Origin of the sequence: Photorhabdus sp. RM96S (genome assembly GCF_042879335.1) — a bacterium.
Classification (GTDB): Bacteria; Pseudomonadota; Gammaproteobacteria; order Enterobacterales; family Enterobacteriaceae; genus Photorhabdus; species Photorhabdus kayaii.
Genome location: NZ_JBHFKT010000041.1, coordinates 1 through 23530 on the forward strand (window position 1 = coordinate 1; position 23530 = coordinate 23530).

The window sequence follows — 23530 nt, forward strand, 5'->3', positions numbered from 1 at the left end:
TCATCATTCGTTTTTTTAATCCTGATAATGGGGAATCTGTCATATTAAATGCTAGAAAATCGCGATAAGGCTGGAGATATTAAATGGCGCAGGGTATATACCCTATGGATTATGACGGGTATAAATAATAGCAACACCAGTTATTATACTGGCGTTGACTATTATATTTAGTAATTATTGATAATCACTGACAGGGGCACAAGAGCAATGCAGATTACGATCACCGTAAACATCATCAAGGCGTTTAACCGCAGGCCAATATTTATTGGCTTTGGTTTCCAAGGTTGGGAAAACCGCAGTTTCACGGCTGTAATTATGACTCCAGTCAGAAACCAGTTCAGCTTGTACGTGAGGCGCATTGACCAATGGGTTATCTTCCAATGACCATTCACCTTGCGCCACTTTGCCAATTTCAGCACGAATTGCCAACATAGCATCCACAAAGCGATCAATTTCCACTTTGCTTTCTGATTCTGTAGGTTCCACCATTAGCGTACCGGCAACCGGGAATGACATGGTTGGTGCATGGAAACCATAGTCAATCAAGCGCTTGGCAATATCCATCTCGCTGATACCAAACTCTTCTTTCAACGGTCTAATATCCAGAATACATTCATGTGCCACATAACCATTATGACCGGTATACAACACGTCATAATCATTCTTTAAGCGAGCAGCAATATAGTTAGCATTCAAAATCGCCGTCTGGCTTGCCTGTTTCAATCCTTGTGAGCCCATCATGCGGATATACATCCAGCTAATCGGCAAAATAGAAGCACTACCAAATGGCGCCGCTGAGACAGCTCTCTGTTCGGTAATGCCATCCATTTGAACTACCGAGTGCCCTGGCAAGAACGGCGCTAAATGGGCTTTTACGCCAATCGGCCCCATTCCTGGACCACCGCCGCCATGTGGGATACAGAATGTTTTATGAAGGTTGAGGTGTGAAACATCAGCACCGATAAAACCTGGCGCGGTGATGCCAACCTGCGCGTTCATATTCGCACCATCAAGGTAAACCTGACCACCATACTGATGAATGATTTCACACACCTGACGGATCGTTTCTTCATATACACCGTGGGTTGACGGGTAAGTCACCATGATGCAAGAAAGCTCACCACCGGATTTGTCCGCTTTTTCACGCAGGTCTGCCAGATCAATGTTGCCCTCTTTATCGCAACTCACCACCACAACTGTCATACCTGCCATATGAGCAGAAGCCGGGTTGGTGCCATGAGCAGAACTGGGGATTAAACAGATATGACGATGCCCTTCTCCACGACTTTCGTGGTAACGGCGAATAGCAAGCAGACCCGCATATTCACCCTGCGCACCGGAGTTTGGTTGCATACAAACGGCATCATAACCTGTCAGTTGCACCAGCCAGTGAGATAATTGGCTGATCATTTGCTGATAACCCTGTGCTTGCTCTGGCGGACAGAATGGGTGTAGTTCATTAAATTCAGGCCAAGAGATCGGTAACATTTCTGCCGCAGCATTAAGTTTCATGGTGCAAGAACCCAATGGGATCATTGCCTGATTCAGTGCTAAATCTCGGCGTTCAAGACGATGCATATAGCGCATCATATCCGTTTCACTATGATAACGGTTGAAATTTGGATGCAGAAGGATTTCATCACTGCGCAACATTGATGCAGGAATGGAGAGACTTTCCGTCATCAGCTCTTTATCCAGTGCTTCAACATCTAGCTTGTCATCCGTGCCTGTCAGCACAGAGAACAATTTGACCAGATCATCACGACCGGTAGCCTCACTTAATGTGATACCCACCGCGCCGTAAATATCGGTACGCAAATTGATTTCAGCTTTCTCTGTCCGGGCTAATACTGCTGCTTTATCAGCAACTTCAACAGTCAGAGTATCAAACCAAGTTTTGTAACGTAGAGTAAATCCAGCTTTCTGTAACCCGACCGCCAGAATGTCAGTCAGACGATGAATACGGCTCGCAATGCGTTTCAGCCCCTTCGAACCATAATATACCGCATACATCGCCGCGATATTTGCCAACAACACCTGAGCAGTACAGATGTTGGAATTCGCTTTCTCACGACGGATATGCTGCTCACGGGTTTGCATTGCCATGCGCAGTGCCGTATTACCTGCCGCATCAAGGGAAACGCCGATAATACGTCCCGGCATAGAACGTTTGAATTCATCACGGCTGGCAAAAAATGCTGCGTGGGGACCGCCATAACCCATCGGTACGCCAAAACGCTGAGCAGAACCAAACACAATGTCAGCGCCTTGTTTACCCGGCGCAGTCAGCAGCAGCAACGCCATCAAGTCAGCGGCAACACTGACAATGATTTTGCGCTGTTTCAGTTGTGTAATCAGATCAGCATAATCATGAACTTCACCTGTCGTGCCAACCTGTTGTAACAACACGCCAAATACACCGTCCAGCTCCAAGACTTTTTCTGCTTTATCTACAATCACATCAAAGCCAAAGGTTTCCGCACGGGTACGAACAACGTCTAATGTTTGCGGATGGATATCATCAGCAACAAAGAAACGGTCAGCATTTTTCAGTTTGCTGGTACGTTTTGCCATTGCCATTGCTTCAGCCGCCGCGGTAGCTTCATCCAGCAAAGAAGCAGAAGCAATATCCAAACCCGTCAAATCGATCGTCACTTGTTGGAAATTCAACAGTGATTCAAGGCGACCTTGAGAAACTTCCGGTTGATAAGGTGTATAAGCGGTATACCAGCCAGGATTTTCTAATAAATTACGCAAAATAACCGGCGGAAGTACAGCAGGCACATACCCCATACCAATATAGGATTGGTAACGTTTATTTTGGCTGGCAATCGCTTTCAGTTCAGCGAGTGCTTGCTGTTCAGTTGCACCACCGCCAACATCGGGAGGCTCTGGTAACGCGATATCACGGGGAACAATTTTCTGTGTTAAATCATTAAGGGAATTTGCCCCCACTGTCACCAGCATCTCTTTTTGCTGTTCGGCGGAAGAGCCTATATGACGGCGGATAAACTCACCCTGGTTCTCAAGTTGGCTTAATGTCTGGGTCATTTGTTACTAATTCCTGAAGCTGGCCAGAAATGGCATACAAATAAAAACGCCCTGTTCATCATGTGAGACAGGGCGGCGGTAAGCATATTATTCTTCTTCGTCCAGAAGTGCCTGATATCCTTCGGCATTCAGCAAACTCGAAAGTTCACTTTCATCAGAGGCTTTAATACGGAACAGCCAGCCTTCATTATAAGGCTCACTGTTAACCAATTCAGGCGCGTCATTTAGCGCTTCATTAACGGCAATAATTTCACCACTCAGTGGTGCATAGATATCAGAAGCCGCTTTTACTGATTCAACAACCGCACAATCATCACCAAGATTGATTTCATCACCTACTTCTGGCAAATCAACAAAGACCATATCGCCGAGCAGTTCTTGTGCATGCTCGGTAATACCTACAGTGTATTCACCATTACCTTCTGCACGAACCCACTCATGTGATTCAGCATATCTTAACTCTGCGGGTACATTACTCATTACTATCATCTCCTTCAATCCTAGAATCTACCCCTATTAGGCTATTTTGTGCTCCTGCACCAATCATGCTTACCGGGATAAATTACTATTTACTCATCAAGTTATTATTCGATAAAAATGACTATACGAGAGGTTTACCCGCCCGTACAAAGCTAGGTTTGACTACCTGAACCAGCATTTCACGATTGCGGATTTGTACAATTGCCTGTTCACCAATCCCTTGCGGCACACGGGCAAGGGCAATGCTGAATCCTAATGTTGGGGAGAACGTACCACTGGTAATAATGCCAGAGTGTAAAACCTCCATCTCATCAGTAAAACTGACCGTTAAGCCACCGCGTAACACACCTTTTTCTCTCATCACCAAACCAACCAATTGCTCAGTGCCCTTTTCACGCTGTTTTTCTAGCGCTTCACGGCCGATAAACTGGCGATCTTCGGGTTTCCAAGCGATTGTCCAGCCCATGTTAGCCGCAAGAGGAGAAATGGTTTCATCCATTTCCTGTCCATAGAGGTTCATACCGGCTTCAAGTCGCAACGTATCACGCGCACCTAATCCCGCGGGCTTAACGCCGACACTCAGTAATTTTTGCCAGAAATCCGCTGCTTGCGCTTTTGGTAATGCCACTTCATAACCCGCCTCACCGGTATAACCCGTTGTTGCGATAAACAGATCCCCCGCCTGGACACCAAAGAAAGGTTTCATTCCAGCAATAGTCTGTTGCTGTTCATCATTCAATAGAGACTGTACTTTTGCCTGAGCTTCAGGCCCCTGAACCGCAATTAATGCCAGATCATCACGAACCTGAATATCAACCGGGTAACTGGCTACATGTTCATTAATCCAAGCCAGATCTTTCTCACGAGTCGCAGAATTGACCACCAACCGATAAAAATCATTGCTAAGGTAATAAACAATCAGGTCATCAATTACACCACCAGAAGCATTAAGCATCCCGGTGTATAAGGCTTTACCCTTTTCTGTCAGTTTAGCAATGTCATTTGCCAACAAATAACGCAGGAAATCACGGCAACCAGTACCATGCAGATCCACAATCGTCATGTGGGAAACATCAAACATACCGGCATGAGTGCGGACAATATGATGTTCATCCATTTGTGAACCATAATGCAAAGGCATCATCCAGCCATGAAAATCTACCATACGTGCACCACAAGCCAGATGCTGGTCATACAATGGAGTTTGTTTTGCCATTATTTCCCTCTTTTCATTTCCTACATGAAAACATACCGCGTATTAACCGACAGATACTGTGAATCATGAACAAAAAGCGGCTAAAAAACGCGACGCAAACGATATCTTAGAATGAAAGTTATCACTGAAAACCCAAATGAACCATAAGTAAAAATAGGGTTCAATCCAGTGACCATTAAAAAACAGGTTATAAGTATGCAGAATTTTCAACTATTAAAATGAGTCATAATACTCAAAATTAACAATTAACTTTAGAAAACACTCATTTTCTGTTACAAATCAACTGAAATATGAATAAAACCACCTATTCATATTTCAGCAAGATATGAGAAAAAGTTATCGATAAGCAGAGGCTAAATTAGATTTTTTCAGCCGAATAGGATTTAGAAGAGAGCCAGTCCGGTAAGTCATTCAATCCCATTGCCTGACGAAGTAATTTAGGTTTAATTCCCGGTAAATTATCTGCCAGAGACAACCCGACATCCCGCAAAAGTTTTTTCGCCGGATTATTGCCATCAAATAATTGACGAAAACCTTGCATCCCGGCCAGCATCACAGCAGCACCATGTTTACGTCGGCGCTCATAGCGACGTAAATAAAAGTGCTGACCAATATCTTTTCCCTGACCATGCAAACGACGCAATTCGCCTATCAGCTCAGCGACATCCATGAAGCCCAAATTCACTCCCTGGCCTGCCAATGGGTGAATAGTATGGGCAGCATCTCCCAACAAGGCCAGACGATGAGCCGCAAAATTACGGGCATAGCGACCGGTCAGTGGAATCGCCAGACGCTCACTCATCAGTTCACATTGACCAAGGCGCAGATCAAAATCTACCGCCAATTGCTGGTTGAAACGCCTATGATCAAGCTGTTTGTGTTGTTCTGCGACTTCACCCGGTAGTGACCAGACGATAGAACACAAATGGGGATCGGCAAGGGGTAAAAACGCCAAAATACCATCACCATAAAAGACCTGACGGGCAACCCGGCCGTGCAGCTCTTCGGTGCGAATAGTGGCTACCAACGCATGATGTTCATAATCCCAGAATGTGAGAGGGATATCAGCATGTTGACGCAACCATGAGTGAGCGCCATCAGCGCCAACAACTAAACGAGCCGTTAACATGCGACCATCGGATAAAGTCATAAAAGCTTCATTTTCACCCCAGGCAATCTGTTGCAAAGCCGCCGGTGCCAAAATGGTCACTTCAGATAAGCTGTCTGCTTTTTTCCATAATGCTTCACGGATAACTCGGTTTTCAATGATATGACCAAGATATTCCAGCCCATATTCAGCCGCGCTGAACCGTATACGGCCAAAGCTATCCCGCTCCCAAACCTCTATTTCTTGATAAGGACTAGTGCGCATATCCAGAATTTGTTGCCACACACCAAGATGCTGTAACAGGCGCTCACTGGCCGCATTAATCGCCGAAACCCGCAAAGCATACTCTTCTCCAGCAATAACGGGTTGAGTAGGCGGATAGCTCTCCACCACAGCCACCCGCAAACCACTGCCTTGTAAGCCACAAGCAAGCGCCAAACCAACCATACCGCCACCAGCGATAACCACATCAAATGATTGCATAATATAACGTCCTCTTATTTTGTCTGCTTTATCTGCGGTTATCTTTGGGCGACCCAACCCAGAGTCTGACGGGCCAGCATATCCCGCACAGGAGAGAATTTTTCCATTATCATCAAGCCCAAGTTACGCCCGATTTGTAATGGGAAATAACGATTGGCAAATATCCGTATCAATCCATCAGTAATATCGATGGTATTTTCCCGATCTAAAATCCGTTGCCGCTGATAGTTGGCCAAAACCGGGTAAGTACCAATATCCTGACCAGCAGCAAAAGCCTCAGAAACAACCTGCGCCAGTGTCATAACATCTCGCATTCCAAGATTAAAACCCTGACCGGCAATTGGATGTAATGTTTGCGCGGCATTTCCCACCAGCGCCAATCGGTGACTAATTTGTTGATTTGCAGTAGATAGTGTCAATGGATAGCTGTGACGCTGGCCGGTTTCCAATATTTTCCCCAATCTCCAGCCAAATGCTCGCTGTAATTGCCTAAGAAATTGCTCATTACTCCAACCCGCGATCTCCTTTCTCCGCGCCAACTGATGGCACCATACCAGCGAGCTCCGCCCCCCAGACATTGGTAGCAAAGCAAGTGGACCATATTCCGTGAAACGCTCAAATGCACTGCCTCGCGGATGTTCTGAAGTCAGTACATTTGTAATCACGGCAACCTGTTCATAAGCGTGCCGTTGCCACTGAATATTACAGGCGTGACCAATGGCAGAATGGCTGCCATCAGCCGCTACCAGCAATTCACCTTGCAGTCGTTCGCCGCTGTCCAGAGTAACAGTTACCGATGATAGGGTTCTTTCAACAGCCATAACCCTGGATGGACAATACAGCGTTACACCAGGCGCATTTTTCAGTAATCCGAACAAACCCTGCCCTGCATCATACAATTCGACAACATGACCTAGAGCGGAAATGTTATATTCTTTTGCACAAAGGTTCACAAATCCTGCATGACCACGATCACTAACATGAACGTGAGTTATCGGTATCACATAATCTTCCAGAGCAGACCAAACGCCAATCTGTTGTAAACGCTGACAAGTACCGTAAGCCAGCGCTATCGCTCTGGCATCAAAACCGGGATGTTTCTGCGCAAGCTCTGCCGCTTCAATCAGGGACACATGAATCTGCCCCTTACTCAGGGAAGATATCGCCAGCGCAAGCGTCGCGCCGGTCATGCCTCCACCAACGATAATCACGTTCATTCTTAACTTAACCCTGTTTTGCTTTCACCATCAGAGCTTCAATCTCATCAGCTTCTTTAACGACACTGGCTGTCAGGTTTTCATTACCCGTTTCAGTGATCAAAATGTCATCTTCAATACGGATACCGATACCCCGATATTCCAACGGCACATCTGCATCCAGCGCAATATAAATCCCCGGTTCAACCGTCAATACCATTCCCGGTTGCAGAATACGATCGCGTTCTACACCATAATCACCGACATCGTGTACATCCAATCCTAACCAGTGACCGAGGCCATGCATAAAGAACTGACGATAAGCTTTAGTTTCGATTAAATGTTCAATTTCGCCGTGCATAATGCCCAGTTTCACCAACTCTTCCACCATAATCCGCACGACATGTTCTGTAACTTTGTTGATGCTGGTACCTGGCTTATACAATTCCAATGAAACATTTAATGTTTTCAGTACTATATTGTAAATTTCACGCTGAGCACGAGTAAACTTGCCATTGACAGGGAAAGTCCGGGTGATATCTCCGGCATACCCCAGATATTCACAACCTGCGTCAACCAACACCAAGTCACCCTCTTTCATCCTGCTTTCATTCTCGGTGTAGTGCAGAATACAGCTATTTTCACCGCTCCCTACAATCGTGTTGTAAGCAGGATGACGAGCCCCTTGATGAGTAAATTCGTGATGAATTTCAGCTTCCAGTTGATATTCAAACATTCCTGGGCGGCAAATTTTCATCGCTCGCATATGGGCCTGAGCACTGATTCTACCCGCCCGGCGCATAGCCTCAATTTCTGCCTTAGATTTGAATAACCGCATTTCATGTACCCAAGGGCGCCAATCAATTATCGATAAAGGCGCTGAAAGATTACGGCGACCGCCTTTTCTTAATATGTCCAACGCATGAAAGACAATTTCATCTGCGTAGGCAAATTCACCTTGCGCGTGATAAACCACATCCAAACCATTCAGCAACAGGTAAAGCTCTTCTTTGATATCATCAAAAGGCAAAGCACGATCAATACCCAGTTTTTCCGGTGCCGCTTCTTGCCCAAGACGACGACCAAACCAAATTTCCGCAGCCAAGTCACTCGCTCGATTAAAAAGAACACTATGATTATGCGTATCATCACTCTTAATTAATATCAGCACCGCTTCCGGTTCATTAAACCCCGTCAAATAAAGGAAATCGCTATGCTGACGATAGGGATATTCATTATCTGAATTTCGTGGCGCAGGCGGGGCAGAAAAAATAATCGCTGCGCTGGCCGGAGCCATTTTTGCCAGTAAAGCCTGACGGCGGGATAAATATTCTTGTTTGATCATACCCTCTCCTGCGACTTAGTTAATTGTACCCGTTATCTTTCAAGTTACCTCTTTGTTGGCGGCACTCGCTCACCCCGGTCACATCGTTACCTATGCTCCCGGGGATTCACTCCCTTACCGCCGCGATCCATCTTGAAATCCATAGGGTATTTCTTGCGCTCAATAAACACCAATTAATGCAATGTTGGTTTATCATTTTTTGCGATTAAAACGGCTTTAGGTTCAGTAAAAGCGATATAGCAAAGCTGCGCAGCCACCCGCACATATTCAAGGACCTCTTCCAGTGCCTGCGCCAACTCTTCTTGATCATCACCTTCTTCATAACCAAGCAGACCGATATTGCGCAAATCACCAATAATCTCATTGATCTCTTTTTTATCCGCGAACTTCGGTTGAGCAACACCTAATCCCAGCAAAAAATGGTTAACCCATCCAGCTAATGCATCTGCTCGTTCATATACATTATCTTCCTCATCTGGCAGCAATAAACCAAATGCAAAATTACTGTCATCCAATGATTCGAATGTGATTTCACGTAATTCACGCAATTGTTGAGCTAATGGATGGGAAAACGCTAGCCCATCATTAGCTAAGTCATGAACTAATATCTGCCAACTACTGTCGCGATTACCGCCGCACAGCAGGCCGCTAATCAACCCATGCATCTCCGCTGCCGTCAGTGCCACTGACTGTTGATGCAATATTTCGTCAAAAGATTGATAATCTGGTAATGAATTCTGTATAGACATGTGTATTGGTCATCGTTGACGGTGTAAGTTCATGCTATGCTACCACCAAGGGGAGTCGCTATACCAGACAACAACCTTCGCTAATCGTGAGTTGTCTGTGGGTATGGCGTTATAATGATTGGCGCCGGTTTCAATTCTATAATTCAGAATTAAAACCAAGGCGCAGCAATAAGTCAGGAAGGGGTCATGTCTGCACAACCGGTAGATATCCAGATTTTTGGGCGGTCACTACGTGTCAATTGTCCATCAGAGCAAAAAGAAGCATTGCTGGCTGCGGCTGTGGAACTTGAGCAACGTTTAGATGATTTAAAAGAGCGCACCAGAGTAACCAATACTGAACAACTGATTTTTATTGTGGCACTGAATATCTGTCACGAATTGGCGCAAGAAAAAGTGAAAACCCGTGATTATGCCTATAATATGGAACAGAAAATAAAGATGCTTCAGCAGACTATAGAACAAGCATTAGTGGAACAAGGTCGCATCACTGAGAGCACAATTGCACCAACTAAATGAATTCTATTGATAAATCATGCATTAGTGAGTGAATCATTCGAGAATTAGTTGCTTTCTGTATTTAGTTTCATACAATAGGGTCCATAAAGTTGCTTAACAAGCACTGAATAAATTTCTCTGAGATGTTCGTGAACGGGGAAAGTCCCCTGAGCCGATATTTCATACATTATAGAATGTGGTGCTCCGTAGTCTGGTGTGCATGCTCGGTTCGGCCGAGAAGCCTTAAAGCTGCGACACTATGTTCACCTTGAACCAAGGGTTCAAGGGTTACTACCTGTAACGACATCTTGGAGAATCTCAACTTTAATCGCTGCTGCTATCCACTGGCAGGTTCTATGCAATCAGAGCCCCTATTACCACTCAGACAAAGCATTAGAAAGAAAATACGCCGACAACGCCGTGAACTCACTCCTGAACAACAATCTCTTTTTGCAAGACGGGCTGCTGAGCGAGCAATCAACCACCCCAAAATTCACCAAGCCAGCAAAATCGCACTATTCCTTTCGTTTGATGGTGAACTTGATACCCGTCCACTGATTAACCAACTCTGGCAACAAAATAAACAGATCTATCTGCCGGTATTGCATCCTTTCCGTCATCACCATCTGCTATTTTTAAACTATCAACCCGATACCCCACTCATCAGAAATCGCTTCAATATAGAAGAACCACCGCTGAATGTTGAGCAGGTTTTACCATTATCAGAACTGGATATCATGATGATCCCGCTGGTTGCTTTTGACCGCACAGGGCAACGGCTTGGCATGGGTGGCGGCTTTTACGATCGTACATTGAGGCAATGGCGACAAAAAAATTTCTATCCGATAGGTCTGGCGCATAACTGTCAGTTAGTCGATACACTGCCCATAGCCGAATGGGATATCCCATTACCCGAAATCATCACACCTGAAAAAATCTGGCAATGGCAGTAAAAAATGGGCGCCTTACACAAAGCACCCATTTTTGATATATCAAAACAATCAGTAAAGCAGGCGAGAACGGATAGTACCCGGCAATGCTTTCAGTTTCTGAAATACCATTTCAGCTTGAGCAGGATTTTCAGTCACAATATCAATAACCACATAACCCATATCCCCACTGGTACGCAGATACTGAGCGGCAATATTGATATCCTGTTCAGCAAACACTTGGTTAATACTGTTCAATATACCGGGCCGATTTTCATGAATATGTAGAAACCGGTTGGTATCATCAGCATGAACAGGAAGAGACACTTCCGGGAAGTTTACTGCTGATAAGGTAGAACCATTATCAGAGTATTTCGCTAACTTTCCTGCGACTTCATAACCAATGTTTTCCTGCGCTTCTTGGGTAGAACCACCAATATGTGGGGTCAGCAACACGTTATCAAATTTACGTAACGGTGACTCAAATGGATCATTATTGGTTGCCGGTTCAACAGGGAACACATCCACAGCCGCCCCTGACAGATGTTCACTTTCCAATGCATCACATAATGCCGGGATATCCACCACCGTCCCGCGTGAAGCATTAATCAGGATAGAACCCGGTTTCATCAGGGTCAGTTCAGTTGCACCAATTATATTTTTAGTTGATGGCGTTTCTGGTACATGCAAACTAACCACATCACTCATATTGAGTAATTCTGACAAATGACGTACCTGATGAGCGTTACCTAACGGCAATTTGTTTTCAATATCGTAAAAGTAGACATCCATACCAATATTTTCAGCCAGAATACCAAGCTGAGTGCCAATATGACCGTAACCGATAATGCCCAGTTTTTTACCACGAACTTCATAGCAGCCTTTAGCCTGCTTATCCCACACTCCACGATGAGCTTTCGCATTCGCCAAAGGGATACGACGCAGCAATAACAACAACTCACCAAGGACCATTTCAGCAACAGAACGGGTATTAGAAAATGGCGCATTAAAGACAGGGATACCACGTTTTGCAGCCGCTTTCAGATCAACCTGATTGGTACCAATACAAAAACAGCCTACCGCAACCAATTTTTCAGCTGCCTGAAAAATGTCTTCGGTCAGTTGTGTGCGGGAACGGATACCAACAAAATGGGTATCACGAATTGCCTCTTTTAACTCTTTGGAATCTAATGCTCCCTTATGATATTCGATATTGCTATAACCGGCTGTTCGTAGATTTTCTACCGTGCTCTGATGCACACCTTCTAATAGCAAAAATTTAATCTTATCTTTTTCCAGAGATACCTTAACCATTTATCCTGCCTATTGTTACGCTTCGTTACATTTAAGATTCATTCTCTCAACATAACAAAAAAAACGAACACAGCAATATAAACGATTGCTATTCCCGTCACATAAGTCTTAATAAAGTAGTTATTATGTGGAATAAAATGATCTGAAAAAGAACAAAATTAGGATTTAGATTAAATAACAATCAGAGATATGAAATATATCACTAAATTCTCCACCTATTTTAAAAGTGAAAAAATTTTTAAGGGCGAAAAATTCCGCCCCTGTAAATAATATTATTGAGTAATGGTTTCCACTCCATCAAGTGTTCCCATCAATACAATATCCGCACCACGGTTAGCAAATAGGCCCACAGTCACCACACCTGAGATACGATTAATTTTATTCTCTAACTCAACAGGATCGAGTATGGCTAGATTATGCACATCAAGAATCACATTGCCGTTATCAGTCACGACATTCTGACGATATTTTGGTACTCCCCCCAATTTAACCAACTCACGAGCAACATAAGCCCGAGCCATTGGAATCACTTCAACCGGCAGAGGGAATTTACCCAATACATCAACTTTTTTAGAGGCATCAACAATACAAACGAATTTTTTTGCTATTGCAGCAATGATTTTTTCACGCGTCAATGCAGCACCACCGCCTTTAATCATCTGCATATTGCCATTGATTTCATCCGCACCATCAACGTAGATATCAAGGGAATCCACTTCATTACAATCGAATACAGGAATTCCCAAACTTTTTAACTTCTCAGTAGAAGCCTCAGAGCTGGATACTGCCCCTTCAATCTGATCTTTAATGGAACCAAGGGCATCAATAAAGTGTGAAGCCGTTGAACCTGTCCCCACACCCACAACCGTTCCTGGTGTAACAAATTCGAGTGCTGCCCAACCTACTGCTTTTTTTAGTTCGTCCTGAGTCATATCAATTCATTGCCTATATCAGTTACAAGGAAAGCCTGTCGACTAGTATATACCCGTTATCTTTCAAGTTGCCTCTTTGTTAGCTGCACTCACTCACCCCGGTCACATCGTTATCTATGCTCCCGGGGATTCGTTCCCTTGCCGTCGCGATCCATCTTGAAATCCATAGGGTATAAACCTTGATAGCAACAAAGAAACCGCAATTAAGTTGAGTGAAATGAATCATGAAAAATTAAGAGTGAATGATGTGAAAAACCCGCCATACTAGCGGGCTACAAAAAGAGTGATGTCTATGCAGCCTCTTTGTTACGACGACGACCTTGCTTTTCTTGGCTTGGTGCCTGTGCATGATCTTCCAAAGCCGGACCTACTTTCATGAGAAAATCTAAGGTCTCTCCCGCTTTTTTATAAGTTTGAATGGTATCGAACATCGGTTCTTTTTGTGTTCTCATAACAACACCTCTAAAACGACTTCACATTACTGAACTGATTTAGTCATACAGGACAAAAAATTCCCGACAAAATCTCTCTGTTATGGCCATAGCAACAAATTTAGTAAGATTTCACCTTCAACAAATCCATAGGGTATAAATGCCAAATGTCAAAGAACTAACTCCTTAGACCGACTCTTCAACTTTGCCGTTAATGTCTTAATATCACATGACATTACATATCCACAACGTTCTAGCTCAAAACCAAACGAACGATAGTAAGCTATTTTATCCTTAACGGGTTCATGAATCCTGACGTCTTCACCATCAACCACATTCATGAAAATCAATGCTGCATACAGAGTATACAAAAGCATCTTTCTATGCAACGGATGATTTTCTGTATCCTTCACAAAATTTTCCAATACATGGATGTTAAAACTCTTATCGTGCAAATCATATGTAGATAAAGCGACTCCAGCCGGAGCAGATTCAATTTGGAGATTTTCCCTTGATATGACAAATTTTATACATAAGCTGAAGCAATCATGTCGATTACCGACCTCTGTAATATAATATTCCCAGTTAAGTTCACCATACGCTTTCGTTAGCGTGTTTGCATCGCTGTCAGAGATAGGACCAACCGCCAAATCTATTCCTCTCTGATCCATGTATAACTGCAAAGTATTATATGTTAATTGTGCAACATGTTTCAGTGACAGCATAAAAAGCAACCTTACTTACATTGTTATTAAATAGCCAAAAATAACGATTTTTTAACAATTTTATTGAAAGACTACACTTAAGTGAAACATGCAAACAATCTTTAGCCCGATCAAAAATTCATCATTAAGCTATCAAAAACAGCTTCACCTAGTGATTTCTCCTGAGCATATCGCCTATTCAACCACGTCAACAAACTCAACCTTCAAAAATGGAACCCTCTTCCCAAAGGCGACCAGCCAACAAAAATTTATCCAAATTGGGTATAACATGCGTAATTTCTGAAAGGTAGGATTTTACGGCCCACCAGACAAATTGCCTCATACATCAGAAAAATATGGCATAGTGATATTCAGAAAAATAAATGGAGAATCTTTCTATAATGAAACGCCCTGACTACCGAACACTACAAGCTCTGGATGCGGTGATCCGAGAACGCGGCTTCGAGCGTGCTGCCCAGAAACTCTGTATCACTCAATCCGCGGTTTCTCAACGTATCAAACAGTTGGAAAATCTGTTTGGTCAGCCTCTATTAGTACGCACAGTTCCTCCGCGCCCCACCGAACAAGGCCAAAAACTACTGGCACTATTACATCAGGTAGAGTTGTTGGAAGAACAATGGCTAGGCGATGAACAGGGGACCGATACTCCATTGCTGCTTTCATTAGCAGTCAACGCTGACAGCTTAGCAACCTGGCTATTACCGGCTCTACACCCGGTACTCGCTGATTTACCTATCCGACTCAATATTCAAGTTGAAGATGAAACTCGGACTCAAGAACAGCTAAGAAGAGGTGAAGTCGTTGGCGCAGTCAGTATTCAACCACAACCTTTACCCAGTTGTCTGATTGATAAACTAGGCGCACTGGATTATTTGTTTGTCGCCTCACCAAAATTTGCTACCCGCTATTTCCCAAATGGGGTTACCCGTTCGGCGTTACTAAAAGCCCCAGCGGTTGCATTCGACCATCTGGATGATATGCATCAGGTATTTTTACAACAGAACTTCGAGTTGTCACCGGGCAGCGTTCCATGTCATATCGTCAACTCATCTGAAGCCTTTGTACAACTGGCAAAACAGGGTTCCACTTGTTGTATGATCCCACATTTACAGATTGATCAAGAATTGAAAAATGGTGAACTGATCGACCTGACACCAGGTTTATGTCAGCGCCGGATGCTCTATTGGCATCGTTTTGCACCGGAAAGCAGGACCATGAAAAAAGTGACTGACGCCCTGTTGAAACTTGGGCGTCAGATGTTAAGACAAGATGACATTAATTAAGGTTTTAGCTCAAAAACCACATCAACCTGATCACTGAAGTTGATGCTATCCTGCTGGTAAGTTTCACCCACTCCAGCAGCAGCACCTCCCGACATCATCACATCAGTATTGCGATACTTCATGTGATCAATCACCTCTGGTGCTCGGTAATTGATACTGTATATCGAACCCACTTTGCTACTAAAGCCTTTCGCCAGTGCATCAGCTTGTTCAATCGCATTCTCAATCGCTTTCTGGCGGGCTTCATCACGATATTTTTGCGGATTGTCCACACCAAACTGAACAGATACGATTTCGTTCAAACCCGCTTTTAATGCGCCATCTAGCAGATCATTAAGTTGATCTAACTTACGAACCTTCACCTCCACTGAACGGATCGCACGATAGCCTTTCAGCACCGATTTGCCGGATACATTATCGTACTCATAATCAGGCTGAGTACGCAAATTCGCTGCATCAATATCTTTCTTTTCAATACCGTGATTTTTCAGAAAATCAAAATATTTAGCAACCAGCTCATCAACCTGCTTTTTAGCCCCAGAAGCATCTTTAGCAGAAATATTGACGTTAATCATCAATGTTGCTATATCCGGTTCTGCTTTCACTACCGCATTACCTGAAGTAATAACATGAGGGACTCCGGGTAAATCAGCTGCCTGTGCAGCAAGTGGCACCCCGGCACTTAACATGGCGGCCAACCCTAATGATTTCAATTTCACACAACCTCCGAAGAAAACCTGTTACAGAAAATGTTCATCCCACGGAAAAACCGAAATATACATGGGATGAATGAAACACTAACACAGAGACTGTATGCAAAGAAGTGTTCAGCTTAATCAGAAATTAGCAATCCCTGCTTAGCAAGTTGCCATGCGATATACCACATTATGATACAAATAAACCCATTAATAATCCGTTGAGAAAGCGGCTTACTTAGCACAGGGGAAAACCATGCAGCTAGTAATGACAGAGAAAAAAACCAACTAACAGAAGCAGTTGCCGCCCCAAAAGTAAACCAAGGTCTGAGTTCTGAAGATAACTGACCACCAATACTACCCAGAACAACAATGGTATCTAAATAAACATGCGGATTTAACCAAGTGACCGCAAAGATGATCGCAATTACCCGCCAACGGTTTTTTACTGAATTATTTACCTGCGCCAGTTCAACATTGGCAAACAAAACCACACGTAAGGCCCCCCATCCATACCAGAATAAAAAAGCAACACCTCCCCAGGTGACAAATTGCAAGAGTAAAGTTGACTGACTAAGTAATGCACTACCACCAAATACACCGACACCAATCAAAAAACCATCACTGATCGCGCACAAAGTTGCACTCATTAGATGAAATTGTCTCCTGCTGCCTTGCTGCATAACAAAGGCATTTTGTGGACCAAGAGGCAAAATCATTGCGGCGCTAAGAAAAAAACCCTGCACAAATGTCGATAACATAAAAAAATTCCTCAATAATTATTCACTTTGCTATTTCAAAGTTCAGAATATTAAGAAGAATAGCTCATTAGAGGAAATAAATGCTTCTAATCGATCATAAGAAATTTTAATAACCAACCAAAAAGCAGATTTTTACAGGAAAATTATTTGATTAATTCAAAGAAAATCAAGCTAATACACACTAAAAGTATTAATGAATCTATCAATTCTATGAAAAATAAGAGGAAGGGACTATTTTGAAAAAAATTATGGGTTTCATGCTACTCGTCATCATTATTATTGCTGCTCTTACTGTCAGAAACTACTATTTGCTTCGAAATGATGTTGAAGAGACATTAAACCACCATGAAATAATTGAATACTATATTGGTACAGCCAATATTACAGATGTAGAGCTCAGTAATTATCAGCCTTTCTTATGTAAAAAAGGCTGTGAACGTTTCATTCTTAAAATACAGGGTGAAAAAGGTGATGGGATAGTCACTGCTGATATTAATTTCCATACTTCAGATGTTTCATCCGCTGTCCTTTGCTTATCAGATAACAAGAAAATAGCACTGACAGAAGATATTAACGATGATTTTATTAAAAACAACTTTAATACCTTATGTCAATAAAATAAACCTGGGGAATAGAGCGCCGCGCTATTGATAGCGCGGCGCTGATGTACTGGTAAAAATTTACGGTCTATTCACATAATCAGAAGGTTATTATCCAATCCCTCTGATTAATCACTCATTTTATTCCGCGCCATAGCTTGATTCTGATGCAAATAAACATCCATTTGTGGATAAGGAATACTGATATTGTGTTTATCCAATGTGCGTTTAAAGTTCTCCATCAAATCCCAATAAACCTCCCAAGCATCACCATTGGTGGTCCATACACGCACAATAAAATTCAGTGAAGAAGGTGCCATTTCATGCAAACGAATCGTCACGCCTTTATCATGCTGAATACGATTGTCTGCGGCAATAACATCACCTAATACTTTTTTAACTTCGTCAATATCCGCATTATACGCAACACCGACCATGATCTGGGTTCGACGATTCGGTTCACGGCTGGTATTAATAACATTATCTGCAATAATTTTCCCATTCGGGATCACGATAATTCTGTCATCTGCTGTACGCAATGTAGTAGAAAAAATCTGCACCTGAACAACGGTGCCTTCAACCGCGCCGAGAATAACATATTCACCCGCACGGATTGGACGAAAAGCCACCAGCAATACCCCTGCGGCAAAGTTGGACAAAGAACCTTGTAAAGCTAAACCAACAGCTAAACCAGCAGCACCGATAACCGCAATGACGGAAGCCGTCTGAACACCTAATTTGCCCAAAACTGCAATAATAGTGAACGCAATAATCAAATAACGAACAACAGCAGCCAGGAAATCCGATACCGTTACATCAATGCCACGCAATGACATAACTCTTTTCACGCCCTTACTAATGAGTTTCGCCGCCATTAATCCCAGAACAAGAATGAGAATAGCAGCAACAGTATTGACCAGATATTGAATGATTAAATCCTGATGATTAATGAGCCAGCTTGTCGCTTCATTAATGCCACCAGACAGATTGATATCTTCCATTAAAACCACCTTGATTCTTTAGCTACTTAACTATCATTGAGTAAAATTACTTGATGATTATCCTTCATAGCGACCATTAACAGTAAGAAAAAAGCCTATCGTGCCAGAGAATTATTTCTGTCTATATACAGCTTCTTACCAATCGTACTTTTGCAAAATAAAATCCCGATAATCGGCCAACATATCAATAAAATCCTTGGTACCGCAAAAAGCCAGGCTCTCATTATCATAATAACTCATGCCCTCCTCCATCGAATCAGTTTCAAACTCAAGCTGATTGGCACGAACCATAACTTCTTCGTCATCCATTAACAGCGTATATTCATGACCTACAAGTTGCCATTGACGTTCACTACCTTTAATTTCGGCCAACGCTGAAGCAATCTTATCTATCACCGCCAAATCACCTTTAACTTCTTCATTCAGCCACTGACCAATAGCTTCGTGATCCATTGAGAACCGGCTAGTCACCAGTCCAGTGACATCTAGCAAAAATTCGTATTCCATCATTACCTCCGGTGCGTTCTTTCCATTTTAATACTTCCTAGCAATTCCGCCCCAGAATCAGCCCACAAACGGCCAAGAAGTGGGAGGAGAGTTCAGCCTCAGTGCAAATATAAACAAATACACTATAATTAATAATATCTCAGAGAAACAAAAACAGCAAAATCGAACACACATCCACTAATTGATGAGATATATTCAAGGATCTTGCAATAGAACAATTTATTTTCTATTTCGTCAGCAAAAAAAGACACCTTTCAGGAGCCATTATGATACGCCATATTCTTTTGTTAAAATTCACATCCGAGATAAAATAACAACAAAGGTTTTACACATGCTGTCACCATGACATTTGATGATCATAAAGCTATTTCAAACTATTTGTCTCACCCAGCGCATGACAAATTAAAAGATCTCCTTATAGATTCTGTCGGCGACATCATCGTCTTTGATTATGAAGTGTAATTTTCATTTATGGGAAATAACCATCTGCCAATCAATATTCAACATAATGAATATTGCCGGCGTATCTAAGAATAATTAAATTCGCCGATTATCGGTAGAAATATGTTTATATGGATTATAATGTAAAATTTAAATATTTAATCAATAATTAAATACTATATAAAAAGCTTTTAACCTTGCTTATTTACTGATAACTTACTGTAAAATCATTATCATTTATAAAAGATAATGAGATAATGAGATAATGAGATAATGAGATAATAAAATGGCTGGCTTTACCTCCCATTTTAGGTCGCTAACAAACCTATTTAAAAAAGGAGAGGTGTTTTCTCATCATTTAAAACAAGTCGAAAAATTATAATGATTTGGCGAATTAAAACAGTGTAAAACCAATTTATTCAATAGCTCTTAATGCGGCTAAACGTTTTTAAATTTTTTCCACTAATTCTCTTAATGCGGCTAATATTATTATTTTATCACTTATCAATTAATTTAAAACCTATTCTTCCTGATATTTTCTCTTTTAATATCAGTTATAGAATCGAACTTTCTAGCCGCTTTAAAAAACCTTTAATCACTGTTTTTTACCTTTAATGATTAAAGTTTTTATTTGTTTTCTTCATGATACGCTTACCTTTTTTCCAGTTTTTAAAACCACACTAACGGGCAAAAAACGAATTTTCTTAACTAACACTTGTTTTATCATCACCTAAAATGGGAGGTTTTTTACCTCCCATTCATTGGTATCGGAATTACACCGCAGTTTGGAAAATCACATCATCCGCTTTTTCAGTGTATTGGTTCAGTTGATCAAAATTGAGATAACGGTAAGTATCTTCCGCAGTCTCATCAACTTTATCCATAAATTGCTGGTACTCTTCCGGTGTAGGTAGGCGTCCCAACAAAGAAGCCACAGCCGCCAGTTCAGCCGATGCCAGGTAAACATTCGCCCCCGTCCCCAGACGATTCGGGAAGTTACGAGTCGAAGTGGAGACCACGGTTACACCGTCAGCAACGCGTGCTTGGTTACCCATACACAAGGAACAGCCAGGAATTTCAACCCGCGCCCCACTCTTACCAAAGATGCTGTAATAACCTTCCTCCGTGAGTTGAGCTGCATCCATTTTCGTTGGTGGAGCAACCCACAAACGAGTGGGTAATTGACCTTTATGTTGATCCAATAATTTACCGGCTGCACGGAAATGACCAATGTTAGTCATACAAGAACCGATAAAAACCTCATCGATTTTACTGTTAGCCACATCAGACAGTAAACGGGCATCATCTGGATCATTCGGTGCGCATAGAATAGGCTCTTTAATTTCAGCCAGATCGATTTCGATAACCGCGGCATATTCTGCATCAGCATCAGCTTCCAACAATTGAGGATCTTTCAGCCAATTCTCCATGCCCGTTACACGACGTTCTAAAGTACGGCGATCACCATAACCTTCAGCAATCATCCATTTCAGCAATACAATATTGGATTGCAGATATTCAATAATCGGTGCTTTATCCAATTTAATGGTACAGCCCGCCGCAGAGCGCTCCGCAGACGCATCCGCCAATTCAAATGCCTGCTCGACTTTCAGATCTGGCAAACCTTCAATTTCGAGGATACGGCCAGAGAAGATGTTTTTCTTACCTTTCTTTTCAACCGTCAGAAGCCCTTGCTGAATCGCATAGTAAGGAATCGCATGAACCAAATCACGCAAAGTAATACCAGGCTGCATCTGCCCTTTAAAACGAACCAGCACAGATTCTGGCATATCCAAAGGCATCACCCCCGTCGCAGCAGCAAACGCTACCAGACCAGAACCAGCCGGGAAGGAAATACCAATCGGGAAACGCGTATGAGAATCACCGCCCGTACCAACGGTATCAGGCAACAGCATACGGTTCAGCCATGAGTGAATAATGCCATCACCCGGACGCAGAGAAACCCCGCCACGATTCATGATGAAATCAGGTAAGGTATGGTGAGTCGTGACGTCAACTGGCTTAGGATAAGCAGCCGTATGGCAGAATGACTGCATTACCAAATCCGCAGAGAAACCCAAACACGCCAGATCTTTCAGTTCGTCACGGGTCATGGGACCAGTTGTATCCTGAGAACCAACAGAGGTCATTTTAGGTTCACAGTATTCACCAGGGCGAATACCCACCGTGCCACATGCCCGACCAACCATTTTCTGAGCCAGGGAGAAACCGCGACTACTTTCTTCAACCGCTTTCGCCTGACGGAAGACATCACTCGGTGGTAAACCAAGAGACTCACGCGCCTTACTGGTCAAACCACGGCCGATAATCAGTGGAATACGGCCCCCCGCACGCACTTCATCCAACAATACATCTGTTTTCAGTTCAAATTCAGCCAGTAACTCATTGGTTTCGTGGTGACGTACTTCCCCTTTATAGGGGTAGATATCAATTACCTCCCCCATATTTAATTTGTTCACGTCCAGCTCAATTGGCAGCGCACCGGCATCTTCCATCGTATTGAAGAAGATTGGCGCAATTTTACCGCCCAGAACAACACCACCACCACGTTTGTTTGGCACAAATGGAATATCATCGCCCATAAACCATAACACTGAATTAGTGGCCGATTTGCGGGAAGAACCTGTACCAACCACATCACCGACATAAGCCAGCGGATAGCCTTTCTTATTCAGCTCTTCAATCTGTTTGATTGGGCCAATAACACCAGCTTGATCCGGGACAATCCCTTCGCGAGCATTTTTCAACATTGCCAGAGCATGCAGAGGAATATCAGGGCGTGACCATGCATCCTGCGCAGGAGATAAGTCGTCAGTGTTTGTTTCACCCGTCACTTTAAATACTGTGACTGTAATTTTTTCTGCCAATTCAGGGCGTTCCAGATACCACTGCGCATCAGCCCAAGATTGCATAATTTGTTTGGCTTGTGGATTACCTGCTTTTGCTTTTTCTTCTACATCATAGAAGTTGTCAAACATCAACAAAGTATGAGAGAGCGCTTTAGCTGCAATTGGGGCCAGTTTTTCATTATCCAGAGCATCAATCAAAGGATGAATATTATAACCACCTTGCATCGTTCCAAGCAGTTCAACCGCCTTTTCTGGCGCGATTAGCGGTGAAATGGTTTCATCTTTCGCAATGGCGGCAAGAAAACCGGCTTTTACATAGGCCGCTTCATCAACGCCAGGGGGAATACGGTTAATCAGCAGATCTAACAGGAAATCTTCTTCACCTTTTGGTGGGCTCTTCAGTAACTCAACCAGCGCCGCCGCTTGTGTCGCGTCCAATGGTTTAGGGACAACACCTTGGGCTGCACGCTCGGTTACGTGCTTGCGGTATTCTTCTAGCACGACTTTCTCCTCGCTCTCATTGTCATTTTATCTACCCGGCTCTGCACCCGCCTTAGAACCTGCCTCACCAGACTATCGTCTTTGCGCAACAATATGTGTTTTCGCAACAAATAGCCCCTCCTGGGACAGGTTGTTAGTTATGGTTCCGGGTGCCAGGTCAGAGGATTGCCGACATAACTTAACAAGTGCAAATCAAGTTATGCCCAGCTTCGGGCGCTCAGCATACCAAAATTTGAATGCGATGTTAATTCGTTCACATAAAAGTAACATTAACTGATAGTAATATTCTGAATTAACAGCAGACAAAACTATTAAAACAGATTATTCCGCTGATTTTTGCCAGTAGCACCCACAAAAGCCATACTTTTTATACTGTACTTTTCCAAACAGGTCATACCAGATAAAAAAACGGCTTTCA

Annotated in this window: 21 protein-coding genes, 1 other RNA gene and 1 pseudogene; 6 read left to right on the top strand and 17 right to left on the bottom strand. The window is 43.0% G+C overall.

Annotated features, from left to right (window positions below; translation table 11 throughout):
* Positions 1–174 precede the first annotated feature (174 nt).
* From gcvP to ACGF49_RS19860, 7 genes are all read right to left on the bottom strand, one after another.
* Positions 175–3051: an aminomethyl-transferring glycine dehydrogenase gene (gcvP, locus tag ACGF49_RS19830; protein WP_113041477.1), complete on the bottom strand. Its 2877-nt coding sequence runs from the start codon at positions 3049–3051 to the stop codon at positions 175–177.
* 87 nt (positions 3052–3138) lie between these two features.
* A complete protein-coding gene (gene gcvH, locus ACGF49_RS19835; protein WP_112894392.1) occupies positions 3139–3531 on the bottom strand; it encodes a glycine cleavage system protein GcvH in 393 nt (130 codons plus the stop codon).
* Positions 3532–3652: 121 nt separating this feature from the next.
* A complete protein-coding gene (gene gcvT, locus ACGF49_RS19840; protein ID WP_113041478.1) occupies positions 3653–4747 on the bottom strand; it encodes a glycine cleavage system aminomethyltransferase GcvT in 1095 nt (364 codons plus the stop codon).
* Between the two features lie 358 nt (positions 4748–5105).
* Complete coding sequence (gene ubiI, locus ACGF49_RS19845) at positions 5106–6338, bottom strand: FAD-dependent 2-octaprenylphenol hydroxylase (protein WP_113041479.1); 1233 nt, start codon at positions 6336–6338, stop codon at positions 5106–5108.
* Between the two features lie 38 nt (positions 6339–6376).
* On the bottom strand, positions 6377–7555 hold the full coding sequence (gene ubiH, locus ACGF49_RS19850) for a 2-octaprenyl-6-methoxyphenyl hydroxylase (RefSeq protein ID WP_271866609.1): 1179 nt from the start codon (positions 7553–7555) through the stop codon (positions 6377–6379).
* 7 nt (positions 7556–7562) lie between these two features.
* Positions 7563–8879, bottom strand: coding sequence for a Xaa-Pro aminopeptidase (pepP, locus tag ACGF49_RS19855; RefSeq protein WP_113041481.1), 1317 nt, complete (start codon positions 8877–8879; stop codon positions 7563–7565).
* Between the two features lie 173 nt (positions 8880–9052).
* The gene (locus tag ACGF49_RS19860) at positions 9053–9628 is read right to left on the bottom strand and encodes a YecA family protein (protein WP_113041482.1); all 576 of its coding nucleotides are present in this window, start codon (positions 9626–9628) and stop codon (positions 9053–9055) included.
* 186 nt (positions 9629–9814) lie between these two features.
* On the opposite strand from ACGF49_RS19860, the gene zapA reads away from it, so the two are divergent.
* The 3 genes from zapA to ACGF49_RS19875 all read left to right on the top strand — a co-directional run bounded on the left by zapA (position 9815) and on the right by ACGF49_RS19875 (position 11076).
* Positions 9815–10144 (top strand): cell division protein ZapA, encoded by a 330-nt coding sequence (zapA, locus tag ACGF49_RS19865; protein ID WP_112876745.1) that lies wholly within the window; start codon positions 9815–9817, stop codon positions 10142–10144.
* A gap of 111 nt (positions 10145–10255) precedes the next feature.
* Positions 10256–10442, top strand: a non-coding RNA gene (gene ssrS, locus ACGF49_RS19870) — 6S RNA.
* A 37-nt stretch (positions 10443–10479) separates the two neighbouring features.
* A complete protein-coding gene (locus tag ACGF49_RS19875) occupies positions 10480–11076 on the top strand; it encodes a 5-formyltetrahydrofolate cyclo-ligase (RefSeq protein ID WP_113041483.1) in 597 nt (198 codons plus the stop codon).
* Positions 11077–11124: 48 nt separating this feature from the next.
* On the opposite strand, the gene serA is transcribed toward ACGF49_RS19875, so the two are convergent.
* The 5 genes from serA to ACGF49_RS19900 all read right to left on the bottom strand — a co-directional run bounded on the left by serA (position 11125) and on the right by ACGF49_RS19900 (position 14454).
* Positions 11125–12366, bottom strand: coding sequence for a phosphoglycerate dehydrogenase (serA, locus tag ACGF49_RS19880; RefSeq protein ID WP_113041484.1), 1242 nt, complete (start codon positions 12364–12366; stop codon positions 11125–11127).
* Between the two features lie 272 nt (positions 12367–12638).
* Entirely contained in the window at positions 12639–13298 is a 660-nt protein-coding gene (gene rpiA, locus ACGF49_RS19885) for a ribose-5-phosphate isomerase RpiA (protein WP_109791769.1), read from the bottom strand.
* 79 nt (positions 13299–13377) lie between these two features.
* Positions 13378–13524 carry a hypothetical protein gene (locus tag ACGF49_RS19890; protein WP_271858947.1) on the bottom strand — a complete coding sequence of 49 codons (147 nt, stop codon included), beginning with the start codon at positions 13522–13524 and terminating at the stop codon, positions 13378–13380.
* 64 nt (positions 13525–13588) lie between these two features.
* Positions 13589–13750, bottom strand: a complete 162-nt coding sequence (locus tag ACGF49_RS19895; RefSeq protein WP_191214778.1) for a hypothetical protein — start codon at positions 13748–13750, stop codon at positions 13589–13591.
* 149 nt (positions 13751–13899) lie between these two features.
* On the bottom strand, positions 13900–14454 hold the full coding sequence (locus ACGF49_RS19900) for a hypothetical protein (RefSeq protein WP_113041485.1): 555 nt from the start codon (positions 14452–14454) through the stop codon (positions 13900–13902).
* Between the two features lie 380 nt (positions 14455–14834).
* Between ACGF49_RS19900 and ACGF49_RS19905 the strand changes: the two genes are divergently transcribed.
* Complete coding sequence (locus tag ACGF49_RS19905) at positions 14835–15737, top strand: LysR family transcriptional regulator ArgP (protein WP_113041486.1); 903 nt, start codon at positions 14835–14837, stop codon at positions 15735–15737.
* On the opposite strand, the gene ACGF49_RS19910 is transcribed toward ACGF49_RS19905, so the two are convergent.
* Both ACGF49_RS19910 and argO read right to left on the bottom strand, forming a co-directional pair.
* Positions 15734–16456: an oxidative stress defense protein gene (locus ACGF49_RS19910; protein WP_113041487.1), complete on the bottom strand. Its 723-nt coding sequence runs from the start codon at positions 16454–16456 to the stop codon at positions 15734–15736. The two genes, ACGF49_RS19905 and ACGF49_RS19910, sit on opposite strands and share 4 nt — an antisense overlap.
* Before the next feature lie 113 nt (positions 16457–16569).
* Positions 16570–17193 carry an arginine exporter ArgO gene (gene argO / locus ACGF49_RS19915; protein ID WP_112876752.1) on the bottom strand — a complete coding sequence of 208 codons (624 nt, stop codon included), beginning with the start codon at positions 17191–17193 and terminating at the stop codon, positions 16570–16572.
* Positions 17194–17429: 236 nt separating this feature from the next.
* Here argO and ACGF49_RS19920 point away from each other — a divergent pair, with 236 nt between their 5' ends.
* Positions 17430–17810, top strand: a complete 381-nt coding sequence (locus ACGF49_RS19920; RefSeq protein ID WP_146748065.1) for a hypothetical protein — start codon at positions 17430–17432, stop codon at positions 17808–17810.
* Between the two features lie 110 nt (positions 17811–17920).
* On the opposite strand, the gene mscS is transcribed toward ACGF49_RS19920, so the two are convergent.
* Both mscS and ACGF49_RS19930 read right to left on the bottom strand, forming a co-directional pair.
* Positions 17921–18793: a small-conductance mechanosensitive channel MscS gene (gene mscS / locus ACGF49_RS19925; protein ID WP_112876754.1), complete on the bottom strand. Its 873-nt coding sequence runs from the start codon at positions 18791–18793 to the stop codon at positions 17921–17923.
* A gap of 135 nt (positions 18794–18928) precedes the next feature.
* On the bottom strand, positions 18929–19300 hold the full coding sequence (locus ACGF49_RS19930) for a YacL family protein (protein ID WP_112876755.1): 372 nt from the start codon (positions 19298–19300) through the stop codon (positions 18929–18931).
* Positions 19301–19627: 327 nt separating this feature from the next.
* Between ACGF49_RS19930 and ACGF49_RS19935 the strand changes: the two are divergent.
* Positions 19628–19762 (top strand): annotated as a pseudogene (locus tag ACGF49_RS19935) (Dabb family protein); the annotation flags it as partial.
* Positions 19763–20514: 752 nt separating this feature from the next.
* Here the strand turns inward: ACGF49_RS19935 and acnB are convergent.
* Complete coding sequence (acnB, locus tag ACGF49_RS19940) at positions 20515–23112, bottom strand: bifunctional aconitate hydratase 2/2-methylisocitrate dehydratase (RefSeq protein WP_113043319.1); 2598 nt, start codon at positions 23110–23112, stop codon at positions 20515–20517.
* Between the last annotated feature and the right edge of the window lie 418 nt (positions 23113–23530).

What these genes read in the sequence shown, in the direction of transcription:
- gcvT (WP_113041478.1), bottom strand. Translation starts at nt 4,747, where the DNA reads ATGGCAAAACAAACTCCATTGTATGACCAGCATCTGGCTTGTGGTGCA.
- ACGF49_RS19875 (WP_113041483.1), top strand. Translation starts at nt 10,480, where the DNA reads ATGCAATCAGAGCCCCTATTACCACTCAGACAAAGCATTAGAAAGAAA.
- ubiH (WP_271866609.1), bottom strand. Translation starts at nt 7,555, where the DNA reads ATGAACGTGATTATCGTTGGTGGAGGCATGACCGGCGCGACGCTTGCG.
- serA (WP_113041484.1), bottom strand. Translation starts at nt 12,366, where the DNA reads ATGGTTAAGGTATCTCTGGAAAAAGATAAGATTAAATTTTTGCTATTA.
- argO (WP_112876752.1), bottom strand. Translation starts at nt 17,193, where the DNA reads ATGTTATCGACATTTGTGCAGGGTTTTTTTCTTAGCGCCGCAATGATT.
- ACGF49_RS19930 (WP_112876755.1), bottom strand. Translation starts at nt 19,300, where the DNA reads ATGGAATACGAATTTTTGCTAGATGTCACTGGACTGGTGACTAGCCGG.
- ACGF49_RS19860 (WP_113041482.1), bottom strand. Translation starts at nt 9,628, where the DNA reads ATGTCTATACAGAATTCATTACCAGATTATCAATCTTTTGACGAAATA.
- zapA (WP_112876745.1), top strand. Translation starts at nt 9,815, where the DNA reads ATGTCTGCACAACCGGTAGATATCCAGATTTTTGGGCGGTCACTACGT.
- ACGF49_RS19895 (WP_191214778.1), bottom strand. Translation starts at nt 13,750, where the DNA reads ATGAGAACACAAAAAGAACCGATGTTCGATACCATTCAAACTTATAAA.
- ACGF49_RS19890 (WP_271858947.1), bottom strand. Translation starts at nt 13,524, where the DNA reads ATGATTCATTTCACTCAACTTAATTGCGGTTTCTTTGTTGCTATCAAG.
- mscS (WP_112876754.1), bottom strand. Translation starts at nt 18,793, where the DNA reads ATGGAAGATATCAATCTGTCTGGTGGCATTAATGAAGCGACAAGCTGG.
- ACGF49_RS19905 (WP_113041486.1), top strand. Translation starts at nt 14,835, where the DNA reads ATGAAACGCCCTGACTACCGAACACTACAAGCTCTGGATGCGGTGATC.
- pepP (WP_113041481.1), bottom strand. Translation starts at nt 8,879, where the DNA reads ATGATCAAACAAGAATATTTATCCCGCCGTCAGGCTTTACTGGCAAAA.
- ubiI (WP_113041479.1), bottom strand. Translation starts at nt 6,338, where the DNA reads ATGCAATCATTTGATGTGGTTATCGCTGGTGGCGGTATGGTTGGTTTG.
- ACGF49_RS19900 (WP_113041485.1), bottom strand. Translation starts at nt 14,454, where the DNA reads ATGCTGTCACTGAAACATGTTGCACAATTAACATATAATACTTTGCAG.
- gcvH (WP_112894392.1), bottom strand. Translation starts at nt 3,531, where the DNA reads ATGAGTAATGTACCCGCAGAGTTAAGATATGCTGAATCACATGAGTGG.
- gcvP (WP_113041477.1), bottom strand. Translation starts at nt 3,051, where the DNA reads ATGACCCAGACATTAAGCCAACTTGAGAACCAGGGTGAGTTTATCCGC.
- rpiA (WP_109791769.1), bottom strand. Translation starts at nt 13,298, where the DNA reads ATGACTCAGGACGAACTAAAAAAAGCAGTAGGTTGGGCAGCACTCGAA.